26 protein-coding genes are annotated in these 26,341 nt (G+C 40.3%); 3 read left to right on the top strand and 23 right to left on the bottom strand.

What is annotated here, in order from left to right; all coding sequences use genetic code 11:
* Positions 1-5: 5 nt before the first annotated feature.
* From ACFSBH_RS09290 to ACFSBH_RS09210, 17 genes are all read right to left on the bottom strand, one after another.
* Positions 6-965, bottom strand: coding sequence for a gluconeogenesis factor YvcK family protein (locus ACFSBH_RS09290; RefSeq protein ID WP_251511165.1), 960 nt, complete (start codon positions 963-965; stop codon positions 6-8).
* 3 nt (positions 966-968) lie between these two features.
* The gene (gene rapZ / locus ACFSBH_RS09285) at positions 969-1,856 is read right to left on the bottom strand and encodes an RNase adapter RapZ (RefSeq protein WP_251511707.1); all 888 of its coding nucleotides are present in this window, start codon (positions 1,854-1,856) and stop codon (positions 969-971) included.
* Positions 1,857-2,264: 408 nt separating this feature from the next.
* A complete protein-coding gene (trxB, locus tag ACFSBH_RS09280) occupies positions 2,265-3,218 on the bottom strand; it encodes a thioredoxin-disulfide reductase (RefSeq protein ID WP_251511163.1) in 954 nt (317 codons plus the stop codon).
* A 142-nt stretch (positions 3,219-3,360) separates the two neighbouring features.
* Positions 3,361-4,356 carry a tetratricopeptide repeat protein gene (locus ACFSBH_RS09275; protein WP_379597197.1) on the bottom strand — a complete coding sequence of 332 codons (996 nt, stop codon included), beginning with the start codon at positions 4,354-4,356 and terminating at the stop codon, positions 3,361-3,363.
* A 571-nt stretch (positions 4,357-4,927) separates the two neighbouring features.
* Positions 4,928-5,458: an acyltransferase gene (locus ACFSBH_RS09270; RefSeq protein ID WP_379597195.1), complete on the bottom strand. Its 531-nt coding sequence runs from the start codon at positions 5,456-5,458 to the stop codon at positions 4,928-4,930.
* Between the two features lie 3 nt (positions 5,459-5,461).
* A complete protein-coding gene (ppaX, locus tag ACFSBH_RS09265; protein WP_379597193.1) occupies positions 5,462-6,097 on the bottom strand; it encodes a pyrophosphatase PpaX in 636 nt (211 codons plus the stop codon).
* Positions 6,072-7,028 carry a nucleoside recognition domain-containing protein gene (locus ACFSBH_RS09260; RefSeq protein WP_379597191.1) on the bottom strand — a complete coding sequence of 319 codons (957 nt, stop codon included), beginning with the start codon at positions 7,026-7,028 and terminating at the stop codon, positions 6,072-6,074. The genes ppaX and ACFSBH_RS09260 overlap by 26 nt, the downstream gene beginning before the upstream one ends.
* Positions 7,029-7,043: 15 nt before the next feature.
* Complete coding sequence (gene lgt / locus ACFSBH_RS09255; protein ID WP_379597189.1) at positions 7,044-7,904, bottom strand: prolipoprotein diacylglyceryl transferase; 861 nt, start codon at positions 7,902-7,904, stop codon at positions 7,044-7,046.
* Positions 7,905-7,914: 10 nt separating this feature from the next.
* Positions 7,915-8,850: an HPr(Ser) kinase/phosphatase gene (gene hprK / locus ACFSBH_RS09250; RefSeq protein ID WP_251511154.1), complete on the bottom strand. Its 936-nt coding sequence runs from the start codon at positions 8,848-8,850 to the stop codon at positions 7,915-7,917.
* Between the two features lie 176 nt (positions 8,851-9,026).
* A complete protein-coding gene (locus ACFSBH_RS09245; RefSeq protein WP_285853536.1) occupies positions 9,027-9,371 on the bottom strand; it encodes a phage holin family protein in 345 nt (114 codons plus the stop codon).
* A gap of 1 nt (position 9,372) precedes the next feature.
* The gene (locus ACFSBH_RS09240; protein WP_251511153.1) at positions 9,373-9,567 is read right to left on the bottom strand and encodes a PspC domain-containing protein; all 195 of its coding nucleotides are present in this window, start codon (positions 9,565-9,567) and stop codon (positions 9,373-9,375) included.
* A 73-nt stretch (positions 9,568-9,640) separates the two neighbouring features.
* Positions 9,641-10,312, bottom strand: a complete 672-nt coding sequence (bshB2, locus tag ACFSBH_RS09235) for a bacillithiol biosynthesis deacetylase BshB2 (protein WP_251511152.1) — start codon at positions 10,310-10,312, stop codon at positions 9,641-9,643.
* A gap of 220 nt (positions 10,313-10,532) precedes the next feature.
* Positions 10,533-10,886 carry a YojF family protein gene (locus ACFSBH_RS09230; protein ID WP_251511151.1) on the bottom strand — a complete coding sequence of 118 codons (354 nt, stop codon included), beginning with the start codon at positions 10,884-10,886 and terminating at the stop codon, positions 10,533-10,535.
* Between the two features lie 793 nt (positions 10,887-11,679).
* The gene (gene uvrA, locus ACFSBH_RS09225) at positions 11,680-14,559 is read right to left on the bottom strand and encodes an excinuclease ABC subunit UvrA (RefSeq protein ID WP_251511150.1); all 2,880 of its coding nucleotides are present in this window, start codon (positions 14,557-14,559) and stop codon (positions 11,680-11,682) included.
* A gap of 8 nt (positions 14,560-14,567) precedes the next feature.
* Positions 14,568-16,550: an excinuclease ABC subunit UvrB gene (gene uvrB, locus ACFSBH_RS09220; RefSeq protein ID WP_251511149.1), complete on the bottom strand. Its 1,983-nt coding sequence runs from the start codon at positions 16,548-16,550 to the stop codon at positions 14,568-14,570.
* Positions 16,551-16,711: 161 nt separating this feature from the next.
* A complete protein-coding gene (locus ACFSBH_RS09215; RefSeq protein ID WP_251511148.1) occupies positions 16,712-18,124 on the bottom strand; it encodes a YfcC family protein in 1,413 nt (470 codons plus the stop codon).
* An 88-nt stretch (positions 18,125-18,212) separates the two neighbouring features.
* Positions 18,213-19,364, bottom strand: coding sequence for a M20 family metallopeptidase (locus tag ACFSBH_RS09210; RefSeq protein ID WP_251511147.1), 1,152 nt, complete (start codon positions 19,362-19,364; stop codon positions 18,213-18,215).
* Positions 19,365-19,677: 313 nt separating this feature from the next.
* Between ACFSBH_RS09210 and moaC the strand changes: the two genes are divergently transcribed.
* Positions 19,678-20,163, top strand: a complete 486-nt coding sequence (gene moaC, locus ACFSBH_RS09205) for a cyclic pyranopterin monophosphate synthase MoaC (RefSeq protein WP_251511145.1) — start codon at positions 19,678-19,680, stop codon at positions 20,161-20,163.
* Between the two features lie 63 nt (positions 20,164-20,226).
* Here moaC and ACFSBH_RS09200 read toward each other — a convergent pair whose 3' ends face one another.
* From ACFSBH_RS09200 to ACFSBH_RS09175, 6 genes are all read right to left on the bottom strand, one after another.
* Positions 20,227-20,739 carry a MogA/MoaB family molybdenum cofactor biosynthesis protein gene (locus ACFSBH_RS09200; protein ID WP_251511144.1) on the bottom strand — a complete coding sequence of 171 codons (513 nt, stop codon included), beginning with the start codon at positions 20,737-20,739 and terminating at the stop codon, positions 20,227-20,229.
* A gap of 10 nt (positions 20,740-20,749) precedes the next feature.
* Positions 20,750-21,337 (bottom strand): molybdenum cofactor guanylyltransferase, encoded by a 588-nt coding sequence (locus ACFSBH_RS09195; protein WP_379597183.1) that lies wholly within the window; start codon positions 21,335-21,337, stop codon positions 20,750-20,752.
* 22 nt (positions 21,338-21,359) lie between these two features.
* On the bottom strand, positions 21,360-21,593 hold the full coding sequence (gene moaD / locus ACFSBH_RS09190) for a molybdopterin converting factor subunit 1 (RefSeq protein WP_251511142.1): 234 nt from the start codon (positions 21,591-21,593) through the stop codon (positions 21,360-21,362).
* Positions 21,594-21,651: 58 nt separating this feature from the next.
* Positions 21,652-22,464, bottom strand: a complete 813-nt coding sequence (gene fdhD, locus ACFSBH_RS09185; protein WP_379597180.1) for a formate dehydrogenase accessory sulfurtransferase FdhD — start codon at positions 22,462-22,464, stop codon at positions 21,652-21,654.
* 11 nt (positions 22,465-22,475) lie between these two features.
* Positions 22,476-24,827, bottom strand: coding sequence for an FdhF/YdeP family oxidoreductase (locus ACFSBH_RS09180; RefSeq protein WP_379597178.1), 2,352 nt, complete (start codon positions 24,825-24,827; stop codon positions 22,476-22,478).
* Positions 24,828-24,946: 119 nt separating this feature from the next.
* Entirely contained in the window at positions 24,947-25,420 is a 474-nt protein-coding gene (locus ACFSBH_RS09175; RefSeq protein ID WP_251511139.1) for a hypothetical protein, read from the bottom strand.
* 133 nt (positions 25,421-25,553) lie between these two features.
* Here ACFSBH_RS09175 and ACFSBH_RS09170 point away from each other — a divergent pair, with 133 nt between their 5' ends.
* Positions 25,554-25,847, top strand: coding sequence for a HesB/YadR/YfhF family protein (locus ACFSBH_RS09170; RefSeq protein WP_379597176.1), 294 nt, complete (start codon positions 25,554-25,556; stop codon positions 25,845-25,847).
* A 122-nt stretch (positions 25,848-25,969) separates the two neighbouring features.
* Positions 25,970-26,176, top strand: coding sequence for a hypothetical protein (locus ACFSBH_RS09165; RefSeq protein ID WP_251511137.1), 207 nt, complete (start codon positions 25,970-25,972; stop codon positions 26,174-26,176).
* Positions 26,177-26,341 lie beyond the last annotated feature (165 nt).

Raw genomic sequence — 26,341 nt, 5'->3', positions numbered from 1 at the left:
CTCCTTTACTTTGTTAATAAGGAATAAAGCAGCTTTGCTATTTTATCCGTATCGTGGCGGACAGTCGGATACTGTTTATCAACAATATCTTCCTCCACGACATCCAGACCTAGTGAAACTAGTTTTTCAATGTCATAAATTACTGGCTCTGCATTTTCTTCCGCATATTTTTCCAGAACATTTCCTTTAATCGGTTCATTATGTACGATTATTGTCTGAACAATGCCTCGACCTATATGCCGAATGATTGCTTCAACATGATCGCTAGCTGTAAAACCAGTCGTCTCACCGGGTTGAGTCATCAGATTACAGACGTACACAATTTTTGCACTGGTCATCTCCAAGGCTTCTTGGACGCTTGGTACAATCAGATTTGGCATGATACTAGTATAAAGGCTTCCTGGTCCAATAACGACCAAATCCGCATCTATGATCGCCTGCACAGCATGGCTGAATGGCTTAGCTGGTTCTGGACTTAAAAATACGCGATCAATTTTCTTACGTGAAAGGGGAATATTGGATTCTCCGGAAATGATTGTGCCATCTTCCATTTTAGCATGAAGAGAAAGATTTTCAGTGGAAATAGGATAAATCGTACCTTTTACGTTTAAAACACGGGAAATCTCTTTTACACCATCATAAAAGTCCCCTGTTACGGATGTCATTGCAGCAAGCAACAGATTTCCAAGGGAGTGCCCCGACAATCCATTCCCTACTTCAAATCGGTGTTGAAACAGTTCAATCAGCATTGGTTCGGCATCAGACAACGCGGCGATTACATTACGGATATCTCCAGGCGCAGGTATGGCCATTTCATTCCGTAATCTACCGGTGCTCCCTCCGTCATCTGCCACAGTCACAACTGCAATTAAATCGATTGGTAAGTTTTTAAGGCCACGGAGAAGGACAGGCATTCCTGTCCCCCCTCCAATGGCGACCACTTTAGGTAGCTTCTTTTTACTCATCCATTAACTTCCCTTTCTCTTATCAATATCGCGATGGCTGATATGGGTAATATAATTTGTAGATAATTCCTTGGCAAAGTGTTCAGCTAGAGCAACGGAGCGATGTTGTCCCCCAGTACATCCAATCGCAATAACGAGTTGAGATTTTCCTTCTTTCTTATATTGAGGAAGCATGAATTCTAATAAATCCATCACCTTATCTATGAATTTTTGTGTGTCCGACCATTTAAATACATAAGAAGAGACTTCTTGATTCAGTCCTGTCAATGGTTGAAGATGACCAACATAATGAGGGTTAGGCAGGAAACGCACATCAAAAACCAAATCCGCATCAATTGGTATTCCATATTTAAATCCGAAAGAAACCATATTAACCGAAAATATTTCTTGATCGTCTTCTGAATATATTTTTAAGATTTTATCTCGGAGTTCCCTTGGTTTGAGGTCTGTAGTATCAATAATCCGTTGCGCTCTTCCTCTTAACTCATCCAAAATTTCCCGTTCTTGTTTGATGCCGGTAAGGGGAAGTCCACCAACAGCTAATGGATGTGAACGTCTGGTTTCTTTGTAACGGCTGACAAGTGAGGTATCTTTGGCATCCAAAAACAGAATGTGTTCTTTGATCCAGTCTTCTTCACCTAATTTATCCAACGCTTCGAACAACGTATCAAAGAATTCTCGTCCGCGTAGATCCATCACTAAAGCAACTTTTGTAATGTTATTAGTGGAGTCCTTCATCAATTCGAGAAATTTAGGAAGCAGAGTCGGCGGCAGGTTATCTACACAATAAAACCCTAGATCCTCAAAGCTCTGAACGGCTACTGTTTTACCTGCTCCAGACATTCCCGTAATAATGACCAAACTCGTCTCCTTATTCAGTTCTTGTTCCATCTCTGTCATTTGTATCGCTCTCCTTTAGAGGAACTGTATTGTATCTATTCTACTCCTTATCATTACTATGCAGCATGAAAAGAGTTTTAACTATATTTATTAAATTTTACTGGAGATATAACAATATTATATGCAGTAAAATTGTTGCAGCGAAAAAGTTATCTTTGCTTTACTCTATTATACAACGAATCTCCATGATTCAACAATATTTCTTGATTTTCTCGATGATTACCCAAGATATGATGAGGAGGGGTCGAAAACGAAAAAAATGCACAGGTATCACAACCTGTGCACAAAAACTAATTTATTTATTAAAAGGGGGTCAATTAGTTATTTATAGTGTACCCAATTAATGTTGCGAACTCATTACAACAGCGTTAAGAAGTAATGACTTTTCGTAAATAATTATCAGGATTTAGTCGTATCGATTGTTTCAGGCAAACTTTCAACATAACTTATTGCCTCTTCTGCTGCGATACTGCCGTCTCCTGTAGCTGTCACTATTTGTCGTAATTTCTTATCACGAATATCCCCAGCCGCGAAAACTCCCGGAACTTTTGTTGCCATATTCTCATCTGTAAGGATATATCCCTCGTCGTTTGTGATGCCAAGTGATTGGAAAGGCTCGCTTAATGGTACAGTTCCGATGTAAATGAACACACCATCTGCCGAAAAGTCAGACTCTTCACCCGTTTTGCGATTTTCCAATGTAACACTCGACACTTTTCCGTCTGTCCCGTTGATTTCTTTTACAACCGTATCCCAAATAAAGTCGATCTTATCATTTTTGAATGCTCGATCCTGAAGAATCTTTTGTGCTCTTAATTCATCACGACGGTGAATGATTGTCACTTTGCTCGCAAACTTCGTAAGGTACATTCCTTCTTCAACCGCTGAATCCCCACCACCGACTACGACAAGATGTCTTTCTTTAAAGAAAGCTCCGTCACATACAGCACAGTAAGAAACTCCACGTCCAGATAATTCTTCCTCACCTGGGATGCCGATTTTTTTATATTCCGCACCCGTTGCAATGATCAATGCTTTTGTTTTGTATTCTTTGTTACTCGTTACAATCGTTTTGTAGTCACCATTGTCGATGACTTCTTTAATATCGCCATAAGCATATTCTGCTCCGAACTTTTTTGCATGTTCAAACATTTTATTGGATAAATCCGGACCTAGAACATGATCAAATCCCGGATAGTTTTCCACGTCTTCTGTGTTTGCCATCTGCCCACCGGGTATTCCCCGTTCAATCATCAATGTATTCAGGTTTGCACGTGATGCATATACAGCTGCGGTCATTCCAGCCGGTCCAGCTCCAGCTATAATCACATCATACAGTTGTTCTTCAGACATATTTATCGCCTCTTTTTAATATTATTGTTCTCATTTTCATGATATCTATCAATAAAATACCACGTTCAGCAATATGCTCCAACGCGGCATCATACTCATATTCAGCTTATAATAATTTAATATTCGTCGTCTATTTATCTGCTCACGATTCCTGCCAAGGGGCTGAATGATTGTTGAGAGCACGATGCTTCATACACCCTTCCTCCCACGTATTCTTAGCAAGCTCTATTTTTTCTAGCTTGTAGGCAGAAATGCTGAACCATTTGAAGTAAGATAAATGACCCCGAGCCATACTTCGATTTATCCTTCTGAAGCGCTGATAAGCTGCTTGGTAATTTCCTGTTTTTGCGAAAAGTACTGCAAGCCTAATCTGCTGATCCGTATGCAATGGATAAACATTTAATAGCTCGTTGATCTTCGCTTGACAAGCTTCGTGTTCATCCATCTCAAAATAAAATAGCGCCAAGTTAATTGTACTATGCAAGGTCTGATCTGTTTCTTCCAATGTTTTCTGTTCTAATGCAATCGCCTTTTGTTTGTTGCCTGTATAAAATAAAGCTTGGGCATAATCATGTTTGACAAGGAGATGGTCTGGAAATAGGACTAGCATTTCTTCAATTAACGGCATAGCCTTTTCCCATTCTTCATTTTCAATCAGATAGAAGAGTGTTTCTTGGTATTTTAATAAATCGTCTTCTTCCTCAAATACCCAATCGTCCTCATCATCTTCTTCCATCTCGAAACTGACCATTTCCAGAAGCATATATGCCTCTTCACTAAAATCTCCATCTGGTTCTTTATCCAAATAAAGTTCTGCATACTTCAAGGAATCGTTTAAAAGACCGAGATGAGCATAGTTGTTCGCCAATAAATAATAACAATCATTATAATCATCAGTCTGCAGTACATTATTCAACAATTGGTTTGCAGCATGATATTTGCCGATCTCCGTATACACAATAGAAAGTTGGCAATTATATAAAGGATTTTTCGGATCTGATTCGATTGCTTTTTTCAACCATCTTAAAGAGAGTTCAAATTTTTGCTTTTGAAACGCCTCTACACCTTTTGTGAAATAAAATTCGCCATCCGGGATGAATGGAAGCAGATTATTCACATTCTTTCTCTGTTTATTCATAAGTTTACTCCTAAAATTGACATATGTTCCTAGTATAACATATTTCCCGGTATAGGCGAATGCAGCATATTAAATTGCTGGAAAAAGGGTTGAAGAATCAATTTGCTTGTTTAAATCTTGGCAAATGTATTTTTCATGCTTCAGACATATTCAATTTCTCTGCCATAAAATCGACCACGGCATCTTTCTCTGCTTTGACCTTATCGATTTCGAAAAACCACATACCTGTCCTGCGTTATTCCTCCACCAATTATAACGAGATCGAATTCATTTGTTTCCATTTCAGTTCGAATATGCTCTCTTGAAAAGCTGGATAATTGTTTCAATCCCCCTACTACCCCTTCTATAAGTTCATTATTATAAAACTGTACCCGTATGACGCAAGATTTAGACTAGAGAATACGGTGTCGTTATAATAAGGAATAGAATGCAAAAAAAGCAGGGCATGACGCTGCCCTGCTTTGATGTTGTTCCCATATTAATGTTTTTGACCGTTGCCCTACCATCTTCATACTAATAAAGTTGTCTGTATACCGGAATTTGCATAGTCTAGTCTTGGTAAACATCGATTTTAATCTTTTTCGAAATCTATATGATTCTCTTTCCGCTTCTCTATTTCCTCTTTCGTATAAATGATTCGCATCGGATTTCCGCCTACAAATGCACCGGCGGGAACGTTCTTGTGTACAAGAGTTCCGGCGGATACGGTTGCGCCATCGCCGATTGTGACTCCAGGTAAAATGGTAGAATTCGCACCAATCAGCACTTCATCGCCAATAATCACTTCTCCAAGCCGATACTCTTTAATTAAGTATTCATGGGCAAGAATGGTTGTATTGTATCCGATAATGCTATTCGCACCTACTTTTATTTTTTCCGGAAACATCACATCCGGCATGACCATCAGTGCAAAAGCGGCTTCTTTCCCGACTTCCATCCGCAGAAATGTGCGATACATCCAATTTTTCATGGAAAGAAAAGGGGTATAACGCGCCAACTGAATGACAATAAAATTTTTGACAACCTTTAGGAATGGAACTGTTTTATATATTTGCCAAAGTGAATTGGAATTTTCAACAAAGTATCGCTTTGTTTTCCGCATGTATTATTCACCTACAATACGTAAAAGGTCTGTCATTTCTTCCAGCATATAAGTTGGTTTATAAGCGAGTAATCTTTCTTTCCCCTTTTGTGACCAGCTAACTGCAGCCGTTCTTACTCCAGCATGGTTACCTGCTTCAATATCATGGGAATTGTCGCCAACCATAATTGTCGAAGAACCTTCAGCTCCAAGCAGCTCCATTGCTTTTAATACCGGTTCTGGATGTGGTTTCGGATGTGTAACATCATCTAGTGATATGATGGCATCAAAGTAATCCACAAGGCCTGTTTTTTCCAGACCCTTTCGAACACCTGAAGCCATTTTCGTTGAAACGATACCAAGCTTTATATCCATATCTTTCAATTCCTCAAGTGTTTCAGCCACTTTCGGAAAGGCTGTTACATATTGATCATGCACTTCAAAATTATGAGTTCTGTATGTAGCAACCATCTCTTCTACCCGTGCTGGGTCAATCTTTCTGAATGTCTCAATGAGAGGCGGCCCATTGAATTCAATAATTTCTTCATCGGTAAAATCCAATTGAAATCGTTCGAAGGTATGTTTGAATGATGCGACGATCAATGCATTCGTATCAATTAACGTTCCATCTAAATCAAAGAGTATGGTATGAGTGTTCATGTTGTTTTCTTTCCTTTCTAAGCTCTAGTTGATTCCATATAAAAGCAATCACCATCGTTAATATTATTGCTGTAACCAATCGGATGACCAAGAGTGGCCATACTGATATACCGAGCGGAATAAATACTAAAGTATCTTCGACTACCGCGTGACAGGCAACAAGAAAAATCAATGCTAGATGCATGTCTTTATTTGAAACCCCATCATCTTTTTTCGCCTGGATCATCAATCCTGCTCCAAAAGCAAGCCCGATCGTCAGACCAGCAGTCATCGTCATGGAAGTGTTGCGATGCATTCCAAGCAACTTCAAAAATGGTGCAAGCCAGCCCGAGAACACTTCAAGCCAACCTTTTTCCCGCAAATATTGCATAACGATCATTAGCGGAATGACAATGAGTGCAAGCTGAATAATGGCAACCACAGCTGTCTGCATGGCCAACATTGCTATTTCCAACATCCCGTTCGGTTCGACTGATTGTGCCGTTGCAAGGCCATATTGCGCCATCTCACCACCGCCTTGCCATACAAGATTAATGACGATTGCACTTATGATAGCAAGGCCGATCCGTACAGCTACAATTAGAAACCAATTCACTCCAACTCGAGATGCAACAGCTGATTCGATGAATATATTATGCGAGAAAGAAAGCATCATCGCCATGATGAATACTTCTTTAACTGTAAAATCAAAAGATAAAATTGCGCCAATACCTGCATATAGATTCAATGTATTTCCCAACACAAGTGGCACCGCAGCTTCACCTGGAAGACCGAGTAAATACATTACAGGCTCAACAACTTCAATTAGCCATGGCAATACAGGAGTATATTGCAGAATCGTCACGATTAAAGTAATAGGAAAAATTACTTTACCTAAGATCCAAACTGTACTTAACCCCTGCTTGAAACCCCGTTTAAAAATCCCCGACATTGCTGTCCCTCCAAGTTACTTCCTTTTCTTCTTCTTTTTCTTTTGTTTATTTTTATTTTCCGGCTGATCCAAATACTTTACTGTCACAGTTTTTCTTCTGTAAATGATTAAAATGATCGCAATGATAATCAATGATATAGATACTACTTGTGCTGTTCGTAAACCTTCTATTATGTAGAGACTATCTGTGCGCAGCCCTTCAATAAAGAACCGGCCGATCGAATAAAATATGAGATAGCTTAAAAACACTTCTCCCCGAATTGGATTGTATTTCCTTATCAAGATGAGCAAAGCAAATACTACGATGTTCCAAAGCGACTCATATAGGAATGTCGGATGATACATGACACCACCGATTGTCATTTGGTTCATAATGAAATCAGGCAAATATTGAAGGTAGTTCTCATAAGCCGCTTCAGATACTGGACCACCATGGGCCTCTTGATTCATAAAGTTGCCCCAACGTCCAATTGCCTGCCCAAGAATCAAACTCGGAGCGACGATATCTGCAAGTTTCCAAAATGAAATGTCTTTGACTTTGGCAAACACAATTGCAGTCAATACTCCTCCAAAGACTGCTCCATGGATTGCAATTCCACCTTCCCATATGGCAAATACTTTCCAAAAAGGTCCGCCTGCATAGCGTTCCCATTCAAACGTAACATAAAAAATCCGAGCAGATAAAATAGCGATTGGAATAGCAAACACAACAAAATCAATAATAATATCCTTATTCCAGCCAAGACGTTCTGCTTCTCTCATCGCTAAATAAATCCCCAGTAAAGCTCCTGTCGCAATAATTACACCATACCAGTAAATAGTGAATGGGCCCAATTCAATCATAACCCTGTTCAATGGCTGTACTGCATTAATCAAAACAACACCCCTAATCTAACATGGATTTTTCATTTTCAATAATATTTGATAACCTTGCTGAAAATTGCTCGGCTGTATTGACACCCATTAACTTCAATCGAAAATTCATTGCCGCCACTTCAATGATGACTGCAAGATTTCGTCCTGGCCGAACCGGAACCGTAGCTTTCGGCAGTTTCACATCCATGATTTGCATCGTATCTTCATCGAGACCAAGACGATCATATTGTTTTGAATCATCCCAGTTTTCAAGATGGATGACAACCGAAATCCGTTTTTTCGTCCGGACTGCTCCTGCACCGAATAAGGTCATAACATCAATAATGCCTAATCCACGGATCTCCAACATATTCTCTAGAATTTTTGGTGAGCTTCCAACAAGCGTATCATAGTCTTCTTGGAGAATCTCAACGTTATCATCCGCCACAAGCCGATGACCACGTTTCACCAATTCCAAAGCTGTTTCACTTTTCCCGACCCCGCTTTGACCAGTAATCAATACTCCGACGCCATAAATATCGACAAGGACGCCGTGAACCGAAGTCGTCGGTGCAAACTTTTCCTCTAAGTAATTCGTTAAGCGGCTGATTACCCGGGTCGTTTTCATCGAAGTCCGCAAAATCGGTACACCCGTTTCTTCCGCAACTTCTATTAATTGCTGTGGAATATTCATGCCACGGGAAATTACAATACCTGGAGTAATATCCGTGCAAAGACGTACGGCACGGTCGTATTTTTCTTCGTCTGATAAATCCATGTAATACGCCATTTCCGTACGCCCGATCAATTGCAGTCTTTCGTTAGGATAAAAATTGAAATACCCTGTCATCTCAATCCCCGGACGGGAAATGTCACTTGTAATAATTTTACGTTCAATCCCTTGTGCGCCGGCTACAAGTGTTAAATTAAAATGTTCAAGCAGATCTTTCGTCCTGACCCTTACCATTACCTTTCCCCTCCATTTGAAGACCTAAGTAGTTGGTTTTTATAAATAATTACACTAAATATAAATGTTTCTGTTAGTGTCATTTGCTTATTTTATAAGTTAAAATAAAGAAGTTTCACTTTATTGTAGCATACAAGAATAAAAAATCGTAGGCTGCTGACCTACGACTTTTCAAGTTATTTATCTTTTACGAGACTACCAAGCACTAATGTAATAAGCGAGATTAGAACGGATGCAATAATTGCCGTTCCAAAACCATCAATTACAAACGATGAGCCGATCAACGCCTGTGTAACCATTAATGTAATTGCATTAATGACAATGAGAAACAAACCGAATGTCAAGATAGTAATTGGCAGGGTTAAAATGATTAAGAGTGGTTTCAACAAAACATTAAGAATTGCTAAGATAATGCTTGCAAGAATTGCTGTCCCAATCCCGTCAATATGGAATGAGGTAAACAGTTGATCGACAATCAACAACGCGACCGTGTTCAACGCTAAGGATATAAGGAACCGCATCTTAATAAATCTCCATATCTTTAGGGATAATGAGTGCTGCAACGGCATAAATCAATGCAAAGGTGAAAAAACTTGGAATAAGACAAATGACAAAAATCAATCTTAGAATGGTCGCATCGATATTGAAGTAATCAGACAGACCACCGAACACTCCGGCAATAAAACGATTATCTGAAGAACGGTAAAGTTTTTTCATATAATCCCTCCTATAAAAACAACTCTATAGTTTAATTACGAATGTAGGGCTTAAGAAGTTTCATATTAAGATTTTATTCATCAAATTTCCAGATATAAAACTGTTCCAAAGAGAATCGTTTCGCTACTTCTTGCTTTAATACGTCCTGCTCCATGCCAGGTTGCATGAATTGTGATAAAAGACCTTGCACTTGAGATTTATGGCAAAGTATCGCTTCTAATTTCTTATCCATCTCAGCACTTACATCGTTGATGATATCCGGCTTTCCAAGAACCTCGTGAAAATCATGGGTAATTGCTTGGGCCCATAATACAGGCCTTTTCTCTATATCCATCATTCCTACAGCTTCAATTGCAGCTGCTCCAAGTGCATTATGATCCGGATGAACAGCGTAATCTGGATAAAAGGTAATGACCAAAGAAGGCTCGATTTTATCCAAATACTCTTTTATATGGAGAGCAACCGTATTACGGTCCTCAAACTCTAATGTCTTATCATGATAACCGAGCATTTCCACTTCCATATCAAGAACATTGCAGGCTGCGAGCAATTCTTGTTTTCTAATTTTAGGTAACGTTTCTCGATTGGCGATAGTGGGGTTTCCCATGTTTCTCCCCATCTCTCCAAGTGTTCCGCATAAATAGGTCACAGGTATGCCTTTGTTACGGAACTGGGTAACACTTCCTGCTGCACCAAACGATTCATCATCGGGATGCGGATAAATCACAACTACATGTTTTTCCATTAATATCACCTTTGTTTCCTCTTCTTATTTAGATTTGATAGCTTATTAAATCGCAACTTATGCCTCTGTATAGTTGTGGTTCTGCATCAAAAACCTCTTGCGACACTCCTTTTTGTATATTCCCTCAATAGGCAACCCGAAAACTTAGGATGGCCTATTTTTGCCACGAGGTAACAAGAATTTTCTATTTCATAAAACCAAACTATACAATGCATCATCATTAATAACGAAATGGGTGATTGCTCACTTGCAAGGCAACCATCAATCTGCCTTCACGATCATGTCCAGCGAGCAATAATTGATCATCGTCGGTAATGGTCCAATCCGTAATTCCTTCTGCATAAATCCAACCCATTTCCAATTTCAATCCGACCCTATAAGTCCCATTGGAACCTACAATTTTTGCATTTGTAAATTTCACTTCTGCGTTACGGATAAATGCACCGACATTATAAGCGTTTTGATTCACATGACTGGCGTACGCACCATTTGTAGTCTCCAAGTGGACGTATACAGTCTTATTCATATATTGTTCTAAGACAGTTTGAACTTCAGTTATATTAACAGGCTTCATTTTCTTGCCCCTCCTATTTACTCTATTTTAAATGTACATAAGATGCGTAATGACGTCAAAACTTATCGTTGTCTTCCTATGAAATAAATGATATCACTCTCCAAAACTACAAAGAAGAGACTGGGATAAAACTATTTTTATTTCTTTAAATCTAAACAAACAATAATAATGATATAATTTTATGACTTTCTCTTTAAATTCCGCAACCCCGCCCCACCTTCGCTTTCCGCGGGCGTGCAATGAGCCTCCTCGAGCGACCAGCGCTCTGCGGGGTCTCATCAGCACTGCATATCCCGCTGGAGTCTTCGGTGGGGCGGGGTTGCTCCATGCTTATATTGATGGTTAACGCATTGAATTTTATATAGTTCTTCAGAAGTCTAATACTAAATATTATAAGTTGTCTTTTCTTTTATAACAAAAAGTTAATTTGTAGAATAGTTATGTAATATAACAAAAGGCTCTCTGTTCAATTTTAAAAAGAACAGAGAGCCTAATTTGATTTCTCCAGGGAGCAGTCCCGGTCCACCGTAGACTCCTGCGGGAAGAAGAAGCCGAAGTGAGACCCCACAGAGCGTTAGCTCGAGGCAGACTAAGATCGCCACGTCCTGTGGCAACGTCTGCACTAGCACGTCCTTTGCGTCGGAGGCTCACGGGCTTCCCGAGGAAAGCGAAGGTGGAACGGGACTGCGGACATCAGAAGAACATCCGTATAAATCTTCTCTCAAGAGGCGTTTTGTTTGTGTTTTAGTATAGTAATAGTAATGTTGTCCCAACCTCTTTCAAAGAATCAATATTATTTATTTAACACTTCTTTTTCTTTCACTTTCGCTTCCATCCGCTTATTATCCCGTTCGAGAATACGTTTCAAGTATTTTCCTGTGTAAGAGATATCAGCTTTTTCAGCCAGTTCTTCTGGTGTGCCGGTGGCGATGATTTGTCCGCCTCCTGCACCTCCCTCAGGTCCGAGATCGATGAGATGATCAGCAGTTTTGATGACATCAAGATTGTGTTCGATAATCAAAACGGTATCCCCATTTTCTACAAGACGATGGAGTACTGTTAATAGTCGCTTGATATCATGAGTGTGTAAACCAGTCGTCGGCTCATCCAAAATATACAGCGATTTACCGTTCGAACGTTTATGAAGCTCACTGGCAAGTTTGACCCGTTGCGCTTCTCCTCCAGATAACGTTGTGGCTGGCTGTCCCAGTTTAATATAGCCTAGTCCTACATCAGCTATCGTTTGGATTTTACGCTTGATCTTTGGTATTGCACTAAAGAAGTCAAGGGCCTCTTCGACACGCATTTCGAGAATATCTGCAATGCTCTTACCTTTGTATTTCACTTCCAAAGTTTCTCGGTTGTATCGTTTTCCATGACAGACTTCACATGGAACATAAACGTCCGGCAGGAAATGCATCTCAATTTTAATGATCCCGTCGCCCCTGCACGCTTCACAACGTCCACCCTTGACATTGAAGCTGAAACGACCCTTCTGATAGCCGCGTACTTTTGCTTCATTCGTTTGGGCGAACACATCACGGACATCGTCAAATACTCCAGTATACGTTGCTGGGTTGGAACGTGGAGTTCTTCCTATCGGCGACTGGTCAATTTCGATAATTTTGTCCAGATATTCGATTCCCTTAATTTCTTTATGTTTACCAGGCTTTCGTAATGTCGCTCGATTCAGCTTAGTGGATAGGGCTTTATAAATAATTTCATTTACAAGTGTACTCTTTCCTGAACCGGAAACTCCTGTAACCACGTTAAATAAACCAATAGGGATTTTGACGTTAACTTTTTTCAAGTTATTCTCTGCAGCACCGATCACCTCAATGTACCGTCCATCTGCTTCTCTCCGCTTGGTTGGCAGAGGGATGAATTCCTTTCCAGATAAGTAACGGCCTGTCAAGGAGTTCTCATTTTTCATCACTTTATCAGGTGTGTCACTAGCAATAATTTGTCCGCCACGCTCACCGGCACCCGGCCCAATATCAATGAGCCAATCTGCTTCAAGCATCGTGTCTTCATCATGCTCTACAACAATCAATGTGTTATCAAGATCACGCATCTTTTTCAAGGATTCAATTAACTTATCATTATCCCTTTGATGCAGACCGATGGATGGCTCATCCAGAACGTACAGCACACCCGTCAATGCAGAACCAATTTGGGTTGCTAGACGGATCCGTTGGGCCTCTCCTCCCGATAATGTCCCAGCAGAACGGGCTAAAGTCAGATAATCAAGTCCAACATTATATAAGAAAGTTAGTCGGTTCTCAATTTCTCTTAAAATAAGATTTGCGATCTGCTTTTCTTTTTTTGTAAGCTCTACATGCTGGAGGTTTTTAATTGCTTCTCCTACTGAGAATTCCGTCATTTCACTGATGTTTTTCCCATCAATCAAGACAGCGAGGGCTTCCTTTTTCAAGCGATGACCCTTACAAGTTCGGCAATTTTTGATCGCCATATATTTTTCCAATGTTTCTCTAGTAAAGTCAGAGGATGTTTCATGATAACGGCGATCGATATTATTAACGACACCTTCAAATTCTATTTCAACATCACGGACTTTACCAAAATCATTTTTGAAGTAGAAGCGAATTTTCTCTTTGCCGCTTCCATATAAAATGATATCCATCTGTTTTTTCGGTATATTCTTCACTGGAACATCCATAGGAATACCATAATGCTCACATACGCTCTTTAAAAGCTGTGGGTAATACTGGGAGCTGATTGGCTTCCATGGGACGATGGCATGTTCATTCAATGATAAATCCCAATCCGGGATGATTAAATCGAGGTCGACTTCGAGTTTTGTACCTAGTCCATCACAAGTTGGACAAGCACCAAATGGGCTGTTGAATGAGAATAGTCTAGGTTCAATTTCACCGATAGAAAATCCACAAATTGGACAGGAGTGGTTTTCGCTGAAGATAAGTTCCTCTTCCCCAATGACATCAACGATTATTTTGCCCTCTCCAAGAAGAAGACCAGATTCTATGGAATCAGCGAGTCTTCCTTCAATTCCAGGTTTTATAACGACCCGATCGATGACTACATCGATGGAATGCTTTTTATTTTTTTCTAGATTAATATCTTCATGAATTTCCCGCATTTCTCCATCGATTCGGAGGCGAACATAACCTTCTTGACGGAGCTTCTCCAATACCTTCACATGCTCTCCGCGACGGCCAGATACAACAGGTGCTAAAATTTGCATTTTTGTTCTTTCTGGATATTCCATCATGCGGTCGACCATTTGTTGGACTGTTTGTGAAGTGATTTCAATACCGTGTTCCGGACAAATCGGATGACCAATTCTGGCATACAGCAAACGTAAGTAATCATAAATCTCCGTGACCGTAGCTACGGTTGATCGGGGATTGTTACTTGTCGTCTTTTGATCAATCGAAATAGCCGGTGACAAACCTTCGATGACATCCACATCCGGCTTATTTGTTTGTCCTAAAAACATTCTTGCATAAGCGGACAATGATTCGACGTAACGTCGCTGTCCCTCTGCATAAATGGTGTCAAAGGCTAAAGAGGACTTTCCAGACCCAGAAAGTCCTGTAACTACTACAAGTTTATTTTTAGGAATCGTTACACTAACGTCCTTTAAGTTGTGTTCCCTAGCGCCTTGTACAACTATTTGTTTCTCTCGCATCTACATGCTCATCCTTCCGCTTTGAGTTCAAACACAATGTCACGAAGCTCGGCAGCTTTCTCAAAGTCGAGCGCCTTGGCAGCTTCCCGCATTTCCTTCTCTAATTGGGCAATAACTTGCGGACGATTTTTCTTCGTCACCTGTGACAGGCTGGTGACTTTCTTATCATATGAAGCATCATCTTCTGCCACAAGGGTTGCTTTTATGACATCGCGAACATCTTTTTTAATCGTTTTCGGTGTAATATTATGTTTCTTATTATAGGCAATCTGAATTTCTCTTCTACGATTCGTTTCATCGATTGCCTTCTGCATGGAATCCGTAATCCGGTCTGCATACATGATGACTTCCCCATTTTCGTTACGGGCAGCACGTCCCATTGTCTGGATTAGTGACCTTTCCGAACGCAGGAAGCCTTCTTTATCGGCATCTAAAATAGTGACTAGCGAAACTTCAGGAATATCAAGTCCTTCTCTCAGAAGGTTAATTCCTATGAGCACATCATATTTCCCGACCCGCAAATCACGAATAACCTCAATTCTTTCCAAGGTTTTGATTTCAGAGTGCAGGTAGGCGACTTTCATCCCTAATTCTTTCAAGTAATCCGTCAGGTCCTCGGACATTTTCTTCGTTAAGGTTGTAACTAGGACACGTTCATCTCTATCGATCCTTTGATTGATTTCAGCAATTAGATCATCAATTTGACCTTCAATTGGCCGCACTTCAATTTTCGGATCCAATAATCCCGTAGGACGGATAATTTGTTCTGTCATTTCAGGTGTATGTTCGAGTTCATACGGACCTGGAGTAGCTGAAACATAAATCAATTGATTCGTCTTTTTCTCAAACTCATCAAATTTCAATGGACGGTTGTCCAGTGCAGACGGTAAACGGAATCCATGATCGACAAGCACTTGTTTCCTCGCTTGGTCACCATTATACATCCCACGGATTTGTGGTAATGTAACATGGGACTCATCAATGACGACTAAGAAATCATCCGGAAAGAAGTCGAGTAATGTATAAGGAGTTGCTCCAGCTTCCCTCAACGTAAGATGGCGGGAATAGTTTTCAATTCCTGAGCAGAACCCCATCTCCCGCATCATTTCCAAATCGTAATTGGTGCGCTGTTCCAATCGCTGGGCTTCTAATAATTTATTCTCTTCCCGCAACTCTTTTAAACGTTCCTCTAATTCTTTCTCAATATTTTTGATCGCTTTCTTCATTTTTTCTTCACCTGTTACGAAGTGGGAAGCAGGGAAAATTGCTACATGTTCCCGGTCCCCGATAATCTCACCGGTAAGGGCGTCCACTTCACGGATTCGATCAATTTCATCTCCAAAGAATTCAATTCGAATACAATGCTCTTCCCGGGACGCCGGTATGATTTCGACCGAATCGCCTCGAACACGGAAAGTACCGCGTTGAAAATCAATATCATTCCTTGCATATTGGATATCCACCAAATCACGTAACAGTTGGTCCCGATCTTTCTCCATTCCCATTCTCAAAGATAGAACTTGATTACGATATTCTTCCGGATTACCTAACCCATATATACAGGATACACTCGCGACAATTAGGACATCCTCGCGTTCGAATAGTGCCGAGGTTGCGGAATGTCGCAATTTATCAATTTCATCATTGATGCTTGCATCCTTTTCAATAAACGTATCTGTGGAAGGAACATATGCCTCCGGCTGATAATAATCATAGTAACTTACAAAGTACTCTACAGCGTTATTTGGAAAAAACTCTTTGAACTCACTGTAAAGCTGACCTGCTAATGTTTTATTATGAGCAATCACTAACGTTGGACGATTGATTTCCTTCACGACATTAGAGATTGTGAATGTTTTACCTGTGCCAGTTGCTCCAAGTAATGTTTGGTGTCTTTGACCAGCCAATACTTTCTCAACTAAATCCTTTATTGCTGCCGGCTGATCGCCAGCTGGTTCATATTTAGATACGAGTTCAAATTTATTTTTCACTTGCTTTGCCTCCGATCTAATATCTCTTAACCATTTTAACACATCTGTTCAAAAAACATAACAAAAAACGAACGCATATTCGATTTATTTTTTTAAGTATATAAAAATAACTCCCCCATTCTACGCATTGTAAAACAATTGGGGGAGTTACTATTTAATGATTAAGCCGTCCAGACAAACAAATGGACGATGGTTATTACAATTGCTCCAAATAAGTATGAACCGACGAGTAATGGCCATATCCATCTCATCCATTTCGTCCATGGTATTCTAGCCATCGCCAAAGATGCCATAAGAACACCGGATGTTGGTGCATAGATATTACCAATTCCGTCAGCAAGTTGGAAAATCAGCACGGCAGTCTGTCTATTTACTTCAGCCAGGTCTGCAAGAGGGATCATGATCGGCATCGTCAATGCGGCCTGACCACTACCCGAGGGTACGCCAAGATTGATGAGCGCTTGGGTAATGAACATCCCGATTGCAGTGAATGCTGATGGAATAACGCTTAGAATGGAAGATAAATGGAATAGAATCGTATCAATTATATTGCTCTCCTCCAAAATTACTAACACCCCATAAGCGATACCGACTATGAGTGCCCCTGCAACCATCTCCCGACAACCATCAACGAAGGATTCTGCAATTTTATTCACCCGAAACTTAGCGATGATTCCAGCAAGGATACCAACTAGTAAGAATAAAGAAGAGATTTCCATAATGTACCATCCATACGATAACACACCTACTGCAAGTCCGATAATCGCCAATACTAATAGAACGAGAACGAGTGATTGTCTCCCAGTCAACTTAACATTGGTATATTGAGCAGAGTCTTCCAAATTCCACTTTTGGTCTAGTTCATACATGATACTTGTCTCAGGGTTTTTCTTAACTTTATTGGCATAAATCATGACAAATGCAATATTAAGTCCGACAAAAATTACCCATAACAATAAACGCAGTTCAATTCCAGAAAAAAGCGGAAGCTCAGCGATTCCTTGTGCAACACCAATAGTGAATGGATTCAAGAACGATGCCGTAAATCCTGCACAAGAACCAATAACGATTACCCCTAGACCAGTAAGGGAATCAAATCCCATCCGCATCAATAGGGGAACTAATATAAGAATAAATGGCAAGGTTTCTTCTGACATTCCAAATGTCCCGCCACCGAGGGCAAATAACACCATAACTACCGGAATGATGATGATTTCCCTTCCAGCAAGTTTTGTAGAAACATTTGCGAGACCTACTTCAATTGCTTTTGTTGCATTGATGATTCCAAATGCACCACCGACAATAAAAATAAAGAATATGATTTCTCCACCATTAACCATCCCTTTATAAACGGCATCGATGATTCCAATTGGACTAGTTGGGTTTGATTCCATCTCTTTAAAAGTTCCGTCGACTACAACATTGTAGCCTTCCTCATTGACGACGCGTTCATATTCTCCTGCAGGAACGAAATAGGTGAGTATGGCCGCAATAATAATCAATCCAAATAACAATGCAAAAACATGCGGAAATTCAAATTTCCTTTTTTTCCTATGTACGATTTCATCATTCATTTTAAGTCCTCACTTCTGTCATTCTTGTTGTATGTATTTTTTTCTAGTTACGATGCGTACAACTGCGGATCGTAACTAGAAAATGAATTTATCGATTCGAAAATTCTTCTTTTATAGCATTAAGTAATGGTGGAGTTGTAATAATCTCATGTCCCGTCTGTGATAAAGCTAATACGGCGTCTTTAATCGCCGTCTCTCCATCCGGTGTAATGGTTTGATCAGCAAACTCCTTAGTATGGAAAACAAGTCCTGGTTTGTTCATCCCAACATAAGGGTGTATGGAAGGAACAACATGACTGACGTTCCCCATATCTGCCGATCCCGTCGCAGGAACAGCTGGATAAACTTCATGGGGGCTAACAGCTTTTAAATGTTTTGTGAAGACGTTCGACAATGTCTGGTTCGTAACCATATCATCATAACTTAATTCGAAATTGAATATATCAACTGTTGCGCCTGTCATTAAAGCGGCACCTTCTGCAATATTTTTCACCTTACTTACTACTTGGTTGACCATTTCACGTTCATCGGCTCGGATGTAAAATTGAGCAACTGCTTTTTCAGGGACAATATTTGCAGCTTCTCCACCATTCGTAATGATGCCATGCATCCTGACATCAGGGGTGACATGTTCCCTTAGAGCATTGACTCCATTAAAAAGTTGGATGACAGCATCAAGCGCATTGATTCCCTCTTGAGGTGAGGCTGCCGCATGTGCCGCTTTTCCAGTGAATTCAAATTGCAAGGCATCCATCGCCAACATTGGTCCACTTTCCGAAGAAACATCTGCAGGATGAACCATCATCGCTACGTCAATATCATCAAACACACCTTGCTCAGCCATTGGAACTTTAGCTCCACTCGTTTCTTCAGCTGGTGTCCCAAGCACAACGACTTTGCCGCCGATTTCCTCCACATGCTTGCTCAAAACAACACCAGCACCTACTGCCATAACTGCAATTAAATTATGACCACAACCATGCCCAATTCCCGGAAGCGCATCATACTCTGCCAAAAAAGCGACAGTCGGACCTGGCTTGCTTCCCGAAAACTCAGCCCGGAAAGATGTAGGACGATCTACAATTCCGGTTTCAACTTTGAACTGGTGTGACTCTAAGTACTCTACTAGCATCTTGGATGATTCAAATTCTTCATCCCCTAGTTCAGGGTTGTTATATAAATGGTTGCTGATTTTAATCAAATCATTTTCTATCATGTTAAAATCTTTTTCTAACGACATAATTTACCCTCCCAACTAATTATATTTTTCGATTATAACATAAATTTGTAATTAATGATTTTCCTTTATCTATGGAAAAAATAAACAAATCTTTATCCATGAAAAAGCGTGTTAATTTTGTTAAATCAGAATAAAGTCCAAGACTTTCTGCACGGTATTAACAGCGGTCATTCCGCAAGCCAATTACACGCAATTTATTCAAATGTCTTACTTGTTTTATAAAAGAAAGAAATTGTTATTTGTAAATGCTTACTTGTTTTATTAAACTGAGAGTAATCATGGAGGCAACTTCTAAATAAGGGGGAGGATAAACATGTCGGAGTTTACACATTTTGATGAGCAAGGACGCGCTAGAATGGTAGATATTACAGATAAGAAAGCAACTAGCCGAGTGGCTGTTGCACGTTCTAGTGTAATAGTCTCAGAGAATATCTATAAAAATATAGTAGAGCAGAAAAACAAAAAAGGAGATGTTCTTGGAGTTGCTGAAATAGCAGGAATAATGGGTACGAAACAAACATCCACATTGATTCCAATGTGCCATCCCATTCCTATAAGTGGAGTATCCATCCAGTTTGAATGGAACACTATAAATACTGGTGAGTATGAATTGATCATACAAGCTGAAGTAAAAACTGTAGGCAGTACCGGCGTGGAAATGGAGGCTTTGACAGCTGTTACTACAGCTGCACTCACCGTTTATGATATGTGCAAAGCAATCGATAAAGGAATCATTATCGGGGAAACGTACTTGCTTGAAAAAAGCGGCGGAAAGAGCGGAGACTATAAAAGAATATAGAAACATATTATTCACTATAAAAATCTCAAGGCTCGGAGAAAGTTTTCTTCGAGCCTTGATACATTACTCCAAATCTTTCTTCAGTTCGTGAACTCCATGGGCAATTTCAGGAAGGATAAGTTTATCCATCGCTAACCGGACAGCCCCTGTTGAACCAGGAATAATAAATACTAGACGGTGATTAATTACCCCGCATGTGGCCCGAGATAGCATACTTGCACTTCCAATATCTTCTTGATAGCTGATCATCCGGAATAATTCTCCGAAACCCGGTACTTCTTTTGAGAAAAAAGGGCTGACGGCTTCAATTGTAACATCACGTGCCGCAATTCCGGTGCCGCCGCTTAAAATAATCGCATCCACCTCATTATTCTTCACGAGGAGTTTCACTGTAGCTTTTATAATTTCAGCTTCATCAGGTACAACTTCATAACAAGAAACCTGATGACCTTGTTCTTTTAGTAAATCGATAATCAATTTACCACTTTTATCATTTTCTTTATGTCGCGTGTCACTTACAGTCAGCACCGCACAGTTCACTTGTGACGGAGCAAGCTCTTTGTGTTCATGATGCATACTTAACCCCTCAATCCGTACTAAAATAACGTTCGTAGTCTTCCAATCTATTAATATTGATAAATGGTGTTTCATCTTCAAACTGAACATAGGTTACCTGAGCTTCATCCAATAATGCCACCATGTTCAGTCGATCCGCTTCCAGCAGTTTCTCAATGATGGGTTTTAACGAAACATGATAATAGCCGATTAAAGGCTGCAATCTGCCATTAACAATCGGGATGATTGCTTGTTTGCCTGTCTCCCTGTCATTCCATAACCGCTCAAACACCTTTTTATCCATAAAAGGGACATCCGTTGGTATTACTGCATACCAAGTTGCAGGCTTTTTCGTCATCGCAGTATATATTCCGGCAAGTGGACCTTTACCAGAATGTTGCTCTATATCTGTATATACTGCCACCTTTCCTCTGTCTATAAATTTCTTTTCAAGTTCACGATTGGTTATTAATACAATGGAATTCACAACAGGAACCAATGTATCAATAGACCATTGATAAAAAGATTTACCATCCTTTTCGGCAAAAGACTTTGGGCTGCCGAATCTGCGCGACTGTCCACCGGCCAAAACTATTCCTACGGTTTGGTTTTCGTTCATTTTCCTCTTCCTTCAAGCTTTTTTACCCACCGCTGACAGGAGGTATAAACGCGACCGTATCACCCGCTTTAATGTCGTCCGCTTCTTTGGCATATTCTTCATTTACTGCGGTCATGACTCCACCAAGTTTAAGTTGAGGGTATTCCTGCTGCAGTTTCTCCTTTAATTGCTGCACACTGAGATTTTGTAACGGAACTTCGATGCTCGGTCTACCGACAACTTCTTGTAGTTCAGCAAATAATAATACTTTAATCAATGACCTTCCTCCTTTAAAACAATTGGCGTCATTATCTATAAAAATAGTAGCATAGCGGTCAATCCGTCTGCAAATCCGGATGTAAATCAACAACGCGATGTGAGTGGGTGTAAATATTCATCCTGTCACCTCTGGTAAAACCAATGACAGTTATTCCGAGGTCGTTGGCCAATTGTACCGCAAGATCGGTAACAGCCGATTTAGATAGAATTAAACCAATTCCCATTTTAGAGATTTTGAGCAGAACTTCTGATGAAATCCGGCCGCTGAACACGACAAGCTTTTCTTTAGCCGATATCCTCCCACGGAGCATGGAGCCGAAAACTTTATCCAGAGCATTATGCCTGCCTATATCGGACCGGGTATATAGAAGCCCATCCGATGTTGCCAGAGCCGCGCTGTGGACGCCTCCTGTCTTTTGGAATTCTAGCGAGCTGTCCAGTAAATCTTCCATCAGCATAATACATTCGGATACCTTTATCTCCAGTTTACTTGTCACCGTTTTTGCAACTCGGGCATCACTTTTAAAATAAAACTGGCGGCTCTTTCCGCAACACGATCCGATAAACCGACTGGAATGATCAAATTGCTGTGGCTGTACCGGCTGATGGAGTGAAATATGAGCAAAACCAGTATACATGTCGACTTGGAGTTCCTTTATTTCATCCGCTTTCCGAATAATTCCTTCTGAAGCAAGAAAGCCAATGGTCAAATCCTCTAACTCACTTGGAGAACAAACAATCGTTGCAAATTCATGACCATCAAGCATAAGGGTTAACGGAAACTCGGTAGTAATGGCCTCCGGGACACTCTCTTGATGCAAGCCTTTGATTTTAATCGTTTTCCAACCGGCCTTCTCTAATTTATCCATACGCTCCCTCCCTAGCTCGGTTCTAATTCCAACTCCTCCACACGTTTCTCGACATACTTTGTATCCTTATGGGCATAGAAACTATCGGCCTTCTCAACAATTACCTGTGTTGTATATTCTGGTATACCTGCATACTCTTCATAGACGCCTTGAGGTATAACGACATTCCCTTCTGGCCAATGTAGCTCTACGTTGCCTGGCTTTATATTTACGAATTTTGCCTGACCCTTATACATTCCGTACTGGTTATAGACTACAACAGGATTCCCTTCAGCAATACCAAGCTCGCGAGCATCCTCTTCATTCATTAAAACATCATCACGATCAGCAGCATTGAAAGGATCGATGTCATCATAGATCATCGAGTTGAATTGCTTGCCTCTCCTCGTTGTCACATGAAAATGTCCTTCAGGCTTTCTGTATTCAGGAATTTCTACAGGTATTAAATTCCCTTTACCATCCGGTGTTGGACAGATTCCACCTTCACATAACCATGCTCCTCCCCACTGGAAGACATCACCTCTATTTTTCAAATGCTGGATTCCATCATAATTTGGTGCCGCAATTGCAATTTCCTCTCGTATTTCAGCTGCAGAGGTGAAGTTGATCAAATCACTTTCTTCTGGCTTTACACGTTTTGCAAGGTCAACATAAATTTCCCACTCACATCTGGCCTCTTCTATCCGCGGACCTTTAATTTCAGGAGAAAAATAAACCATCCGCTCCGTCGAAGTGGAGGTACCCCCTCCTTTTTGTTCATATCTGGTCATCGCCGGCAGAACAATCACAGCTTCCTTTGCATCAACTAACGTGGACGTGTTGAAAATAATATCTTGATGTACACGAACATCGATATTTTCTAAACAACGTTTTACAAAATCAGGATTTGGCATCGTTTCAAGGAAATTACCGCCCGATAGATAGTAGAGTGATAGATTACGTTCATGCGTCTTTGGAAGTAATGCATTTTCTAAAGATACACCAACGATGTCACCTTGCCATTTGGGAATAGGAAAGCCCCATATCTTCTCTACGCGTTTTCGGTTTTCTTTGTCCATTCCGCCTCCTGGCAGAACAAATGGATCCGCTCCCATTTCACCAGAACCTTGTACACCAGAATGACCGCGAATCGGCATTAACCCACAATGTTCCCTACCGAGGAAGCCGCGTAAAAGTGCGAGGTTGGCAACCTGTGACACATTATCTGTACCGAATCGATGCTGCGTCAGCCCCATCGACCAGACGAATACAGCAGATTTTGATTTTGCAAGTAACTGTGCCAGCTCAAACATTCTTTCTTTAGAAATTCCAGAAGATTTTTCCAGTACGTTCCAGTCATATGTCATCACTTTTTCACGTAATTCCTCTAGACCATTTACATGCTCATTAATAAATTGATGATCAAGCGCCGAACCAGGATTGACTTCTTCCATTTCAAACCAATGTTTCATGATGCCATGCATGAAAGCAATATCTCCACCAATATTCACTTGATACACATCATCAGCTATTTTCGTTCCAAATAATGCGGATTCCGGAATGGATGGTACCCAATATTCGTCCATCGCCGGTTCATGGTAAGGATTGATGATGATGATTTTTGTTCCTTTTCTCTTAGCGGCATACATATATTTTGTAGAAACCGGCTGATTATTTGCCGCGACAGATCCCCAAAACAACAAGACATCGGTCCCAATCCAATCTTTATAGTTACAAGTGGAGGCTCCAACACCTACAGACCGAGTTAATGCAGTCTTGGATGGTGAGTGGCAAATGCGAGATGCATTATCAATATTATTAGTACCTAAGAAACGGGATACCTTCGCTAATGTATAATAGACTTCATTCGTAATTCCCCGTGAAGTCGTATAAAACCCAAATTGTTTTGGATCAAGAGAGCGCATCTTATCCGCAATCTGATCCAATGCATCATCCCATGTAATTCTTCTGAAGCGGGACTCCCCCGGTTCGCGAATAAGTGGATAAGGAATCCGTCCCAGCTGTCTAAGCTCCGTACTACTCAACTTACGTAACTCCTCGATATCTTGATGAATGACTTCTTCTTTCATTGCAGGCATCGTGTTTAAACGCAATACGTTCAGCCTTGTCGTACATACATGCGGTCCTTTCAACGTCTGATCCTGCAATCCGGAAACGCCCAAAGCACATCCATCACAAACCCCTTGCGTTAAAATCCTTGTAGCATACGGGAGATTATCCTTATTCTCCCAAACAACTTTCATTGTATCTCTTATATGATGTGGTTTCACCTTCCCTAATCCAAAAGGTACTTTACTTACCCAAAGACTTGGGTCCGGTTTTTTTGGAAGCTTCATTGGTCCAGTATGCTGAGTTTTTCCCAAATCAATCCCTCCTATTGGTTATAAGACTTTATGGCACGTTCCATATATAATTATGAGTTTTCTATATTTTATAACAATAACTCTTTAATGTAAACGGATTCACCTCAGTCCAATACTACTTAAAAAATGCTCGTGTGAATTGCGACCATAAAAAATAATAGGAGTCCTAAATAGATATGGACTCGTCTTTTCTTAACACTTGGGTAGTACAATCTTAGCCAACCGGAGAGCACCATTAGAAGTAATACGATACCTGCTAGTATTCCACTCCATAATTTTAAATTAGCCGAATGGTATCCATAGCGATGAAAGATAATCCCTGCATGAAATATAATAAGTACGAGTGCAGTACTCCCCACCCAGCGATGAAACGGATATACTCTTTTTGAAATATTGGCTAACCGAATTTTCTTCTTACGGTCAGTCGCATTCCGAATCGTCGAAAAAACAGCATGTCTACTCCAATTGAAAAGGATAAGAAACAATCCCGACAATCCAAGAACAATATGTATAGGCAGCTGTGTTAGTGGATAGCTCAAATCAAAAATCACAATAACAAACAACAGAATATTGGTATATAACCAAAGACTCATCGTATCACCTCGAAATTTATGTTAAATATGAAAAGATCTTATGGGTTCGATATTTTTATCAATCATTCGGGAATATGTTAAACTGAACATACAATCCTTGAGAGGAGGTTACAGAGGCAACTCTGTAAATGCTATGAAAATTACTGTATCAGATAAAGCACATAATTGGTATATCGACGAAATGGGACTAGAAAAAGGGGATGGCGTACGCTTCTTTGGAAAAGTTTATGGTAAGACGGAAGTGCATGATAATTTTTCTGTAGGAATTAATGTTGGAACCCCTACAGATCCATTAGCAACCGAAACAATCGATGGTATAACTTATTTCATCGAAAAATCCGATGAATGGTTTTTTAAAGGTTATGATTTCCAAATAGAATATAATGATGAAATGAAAGAAGTTAGTTATCATTTTAAGAAACAATAGAAGAGTCTGAGACAAGACTATTCTTATTTCTTAAAATCCAAACAATAATAAAGATCTAGGTTTATGGACTTTCTCTTTAAATTCCGCAATTCCGCCCCACCTTCGCTTTCCGCGGGCGTGCAATGAGCCTCCGACGCACAGGACGTGCTAGTGCAGACGTTGCCACAGGACGTGGCGATCTTAGTCTGCCTCGAGCTAACGCTCTGCGGGGTCTCATCAGCACTGCATATCCCGCTGGAGTCTTCGGTGGGGCGGAATTGCTCCATGCTGATATTTATGTTAACGTATTGAATTTATTGTTCTACAGTAGTCTCATACTAAGTTTTTGAAGCTCCCTTTTCTTTTATCATAGAAAATGAATTTATAGAATGAATATATAATAGATAAAACAAGAGGCTGGGACAAAACCCCAGTAAATAGAAAATAGCTTCGCGCTTTTTGCGCGAAGCTATTTTCTATTTATCATAATTTTAGTAAACAAAAAGGACACCTTT

Source organism: Oceanobacillus luteolus (assembly GCF_042678205.1).
Taxonomy (GTDB): domain Bacteria; phylum Bacillota; class Bacilli; order Bacillales; family Amphibacillaceae; genus Oceanobacillus; species Oceanobacillus luteolus.
The sequence above is the reverse complement of the archived record's forward strand: the minus strand, read 5'-3'. Positions and strand labels throughout refer to the sequence as shown.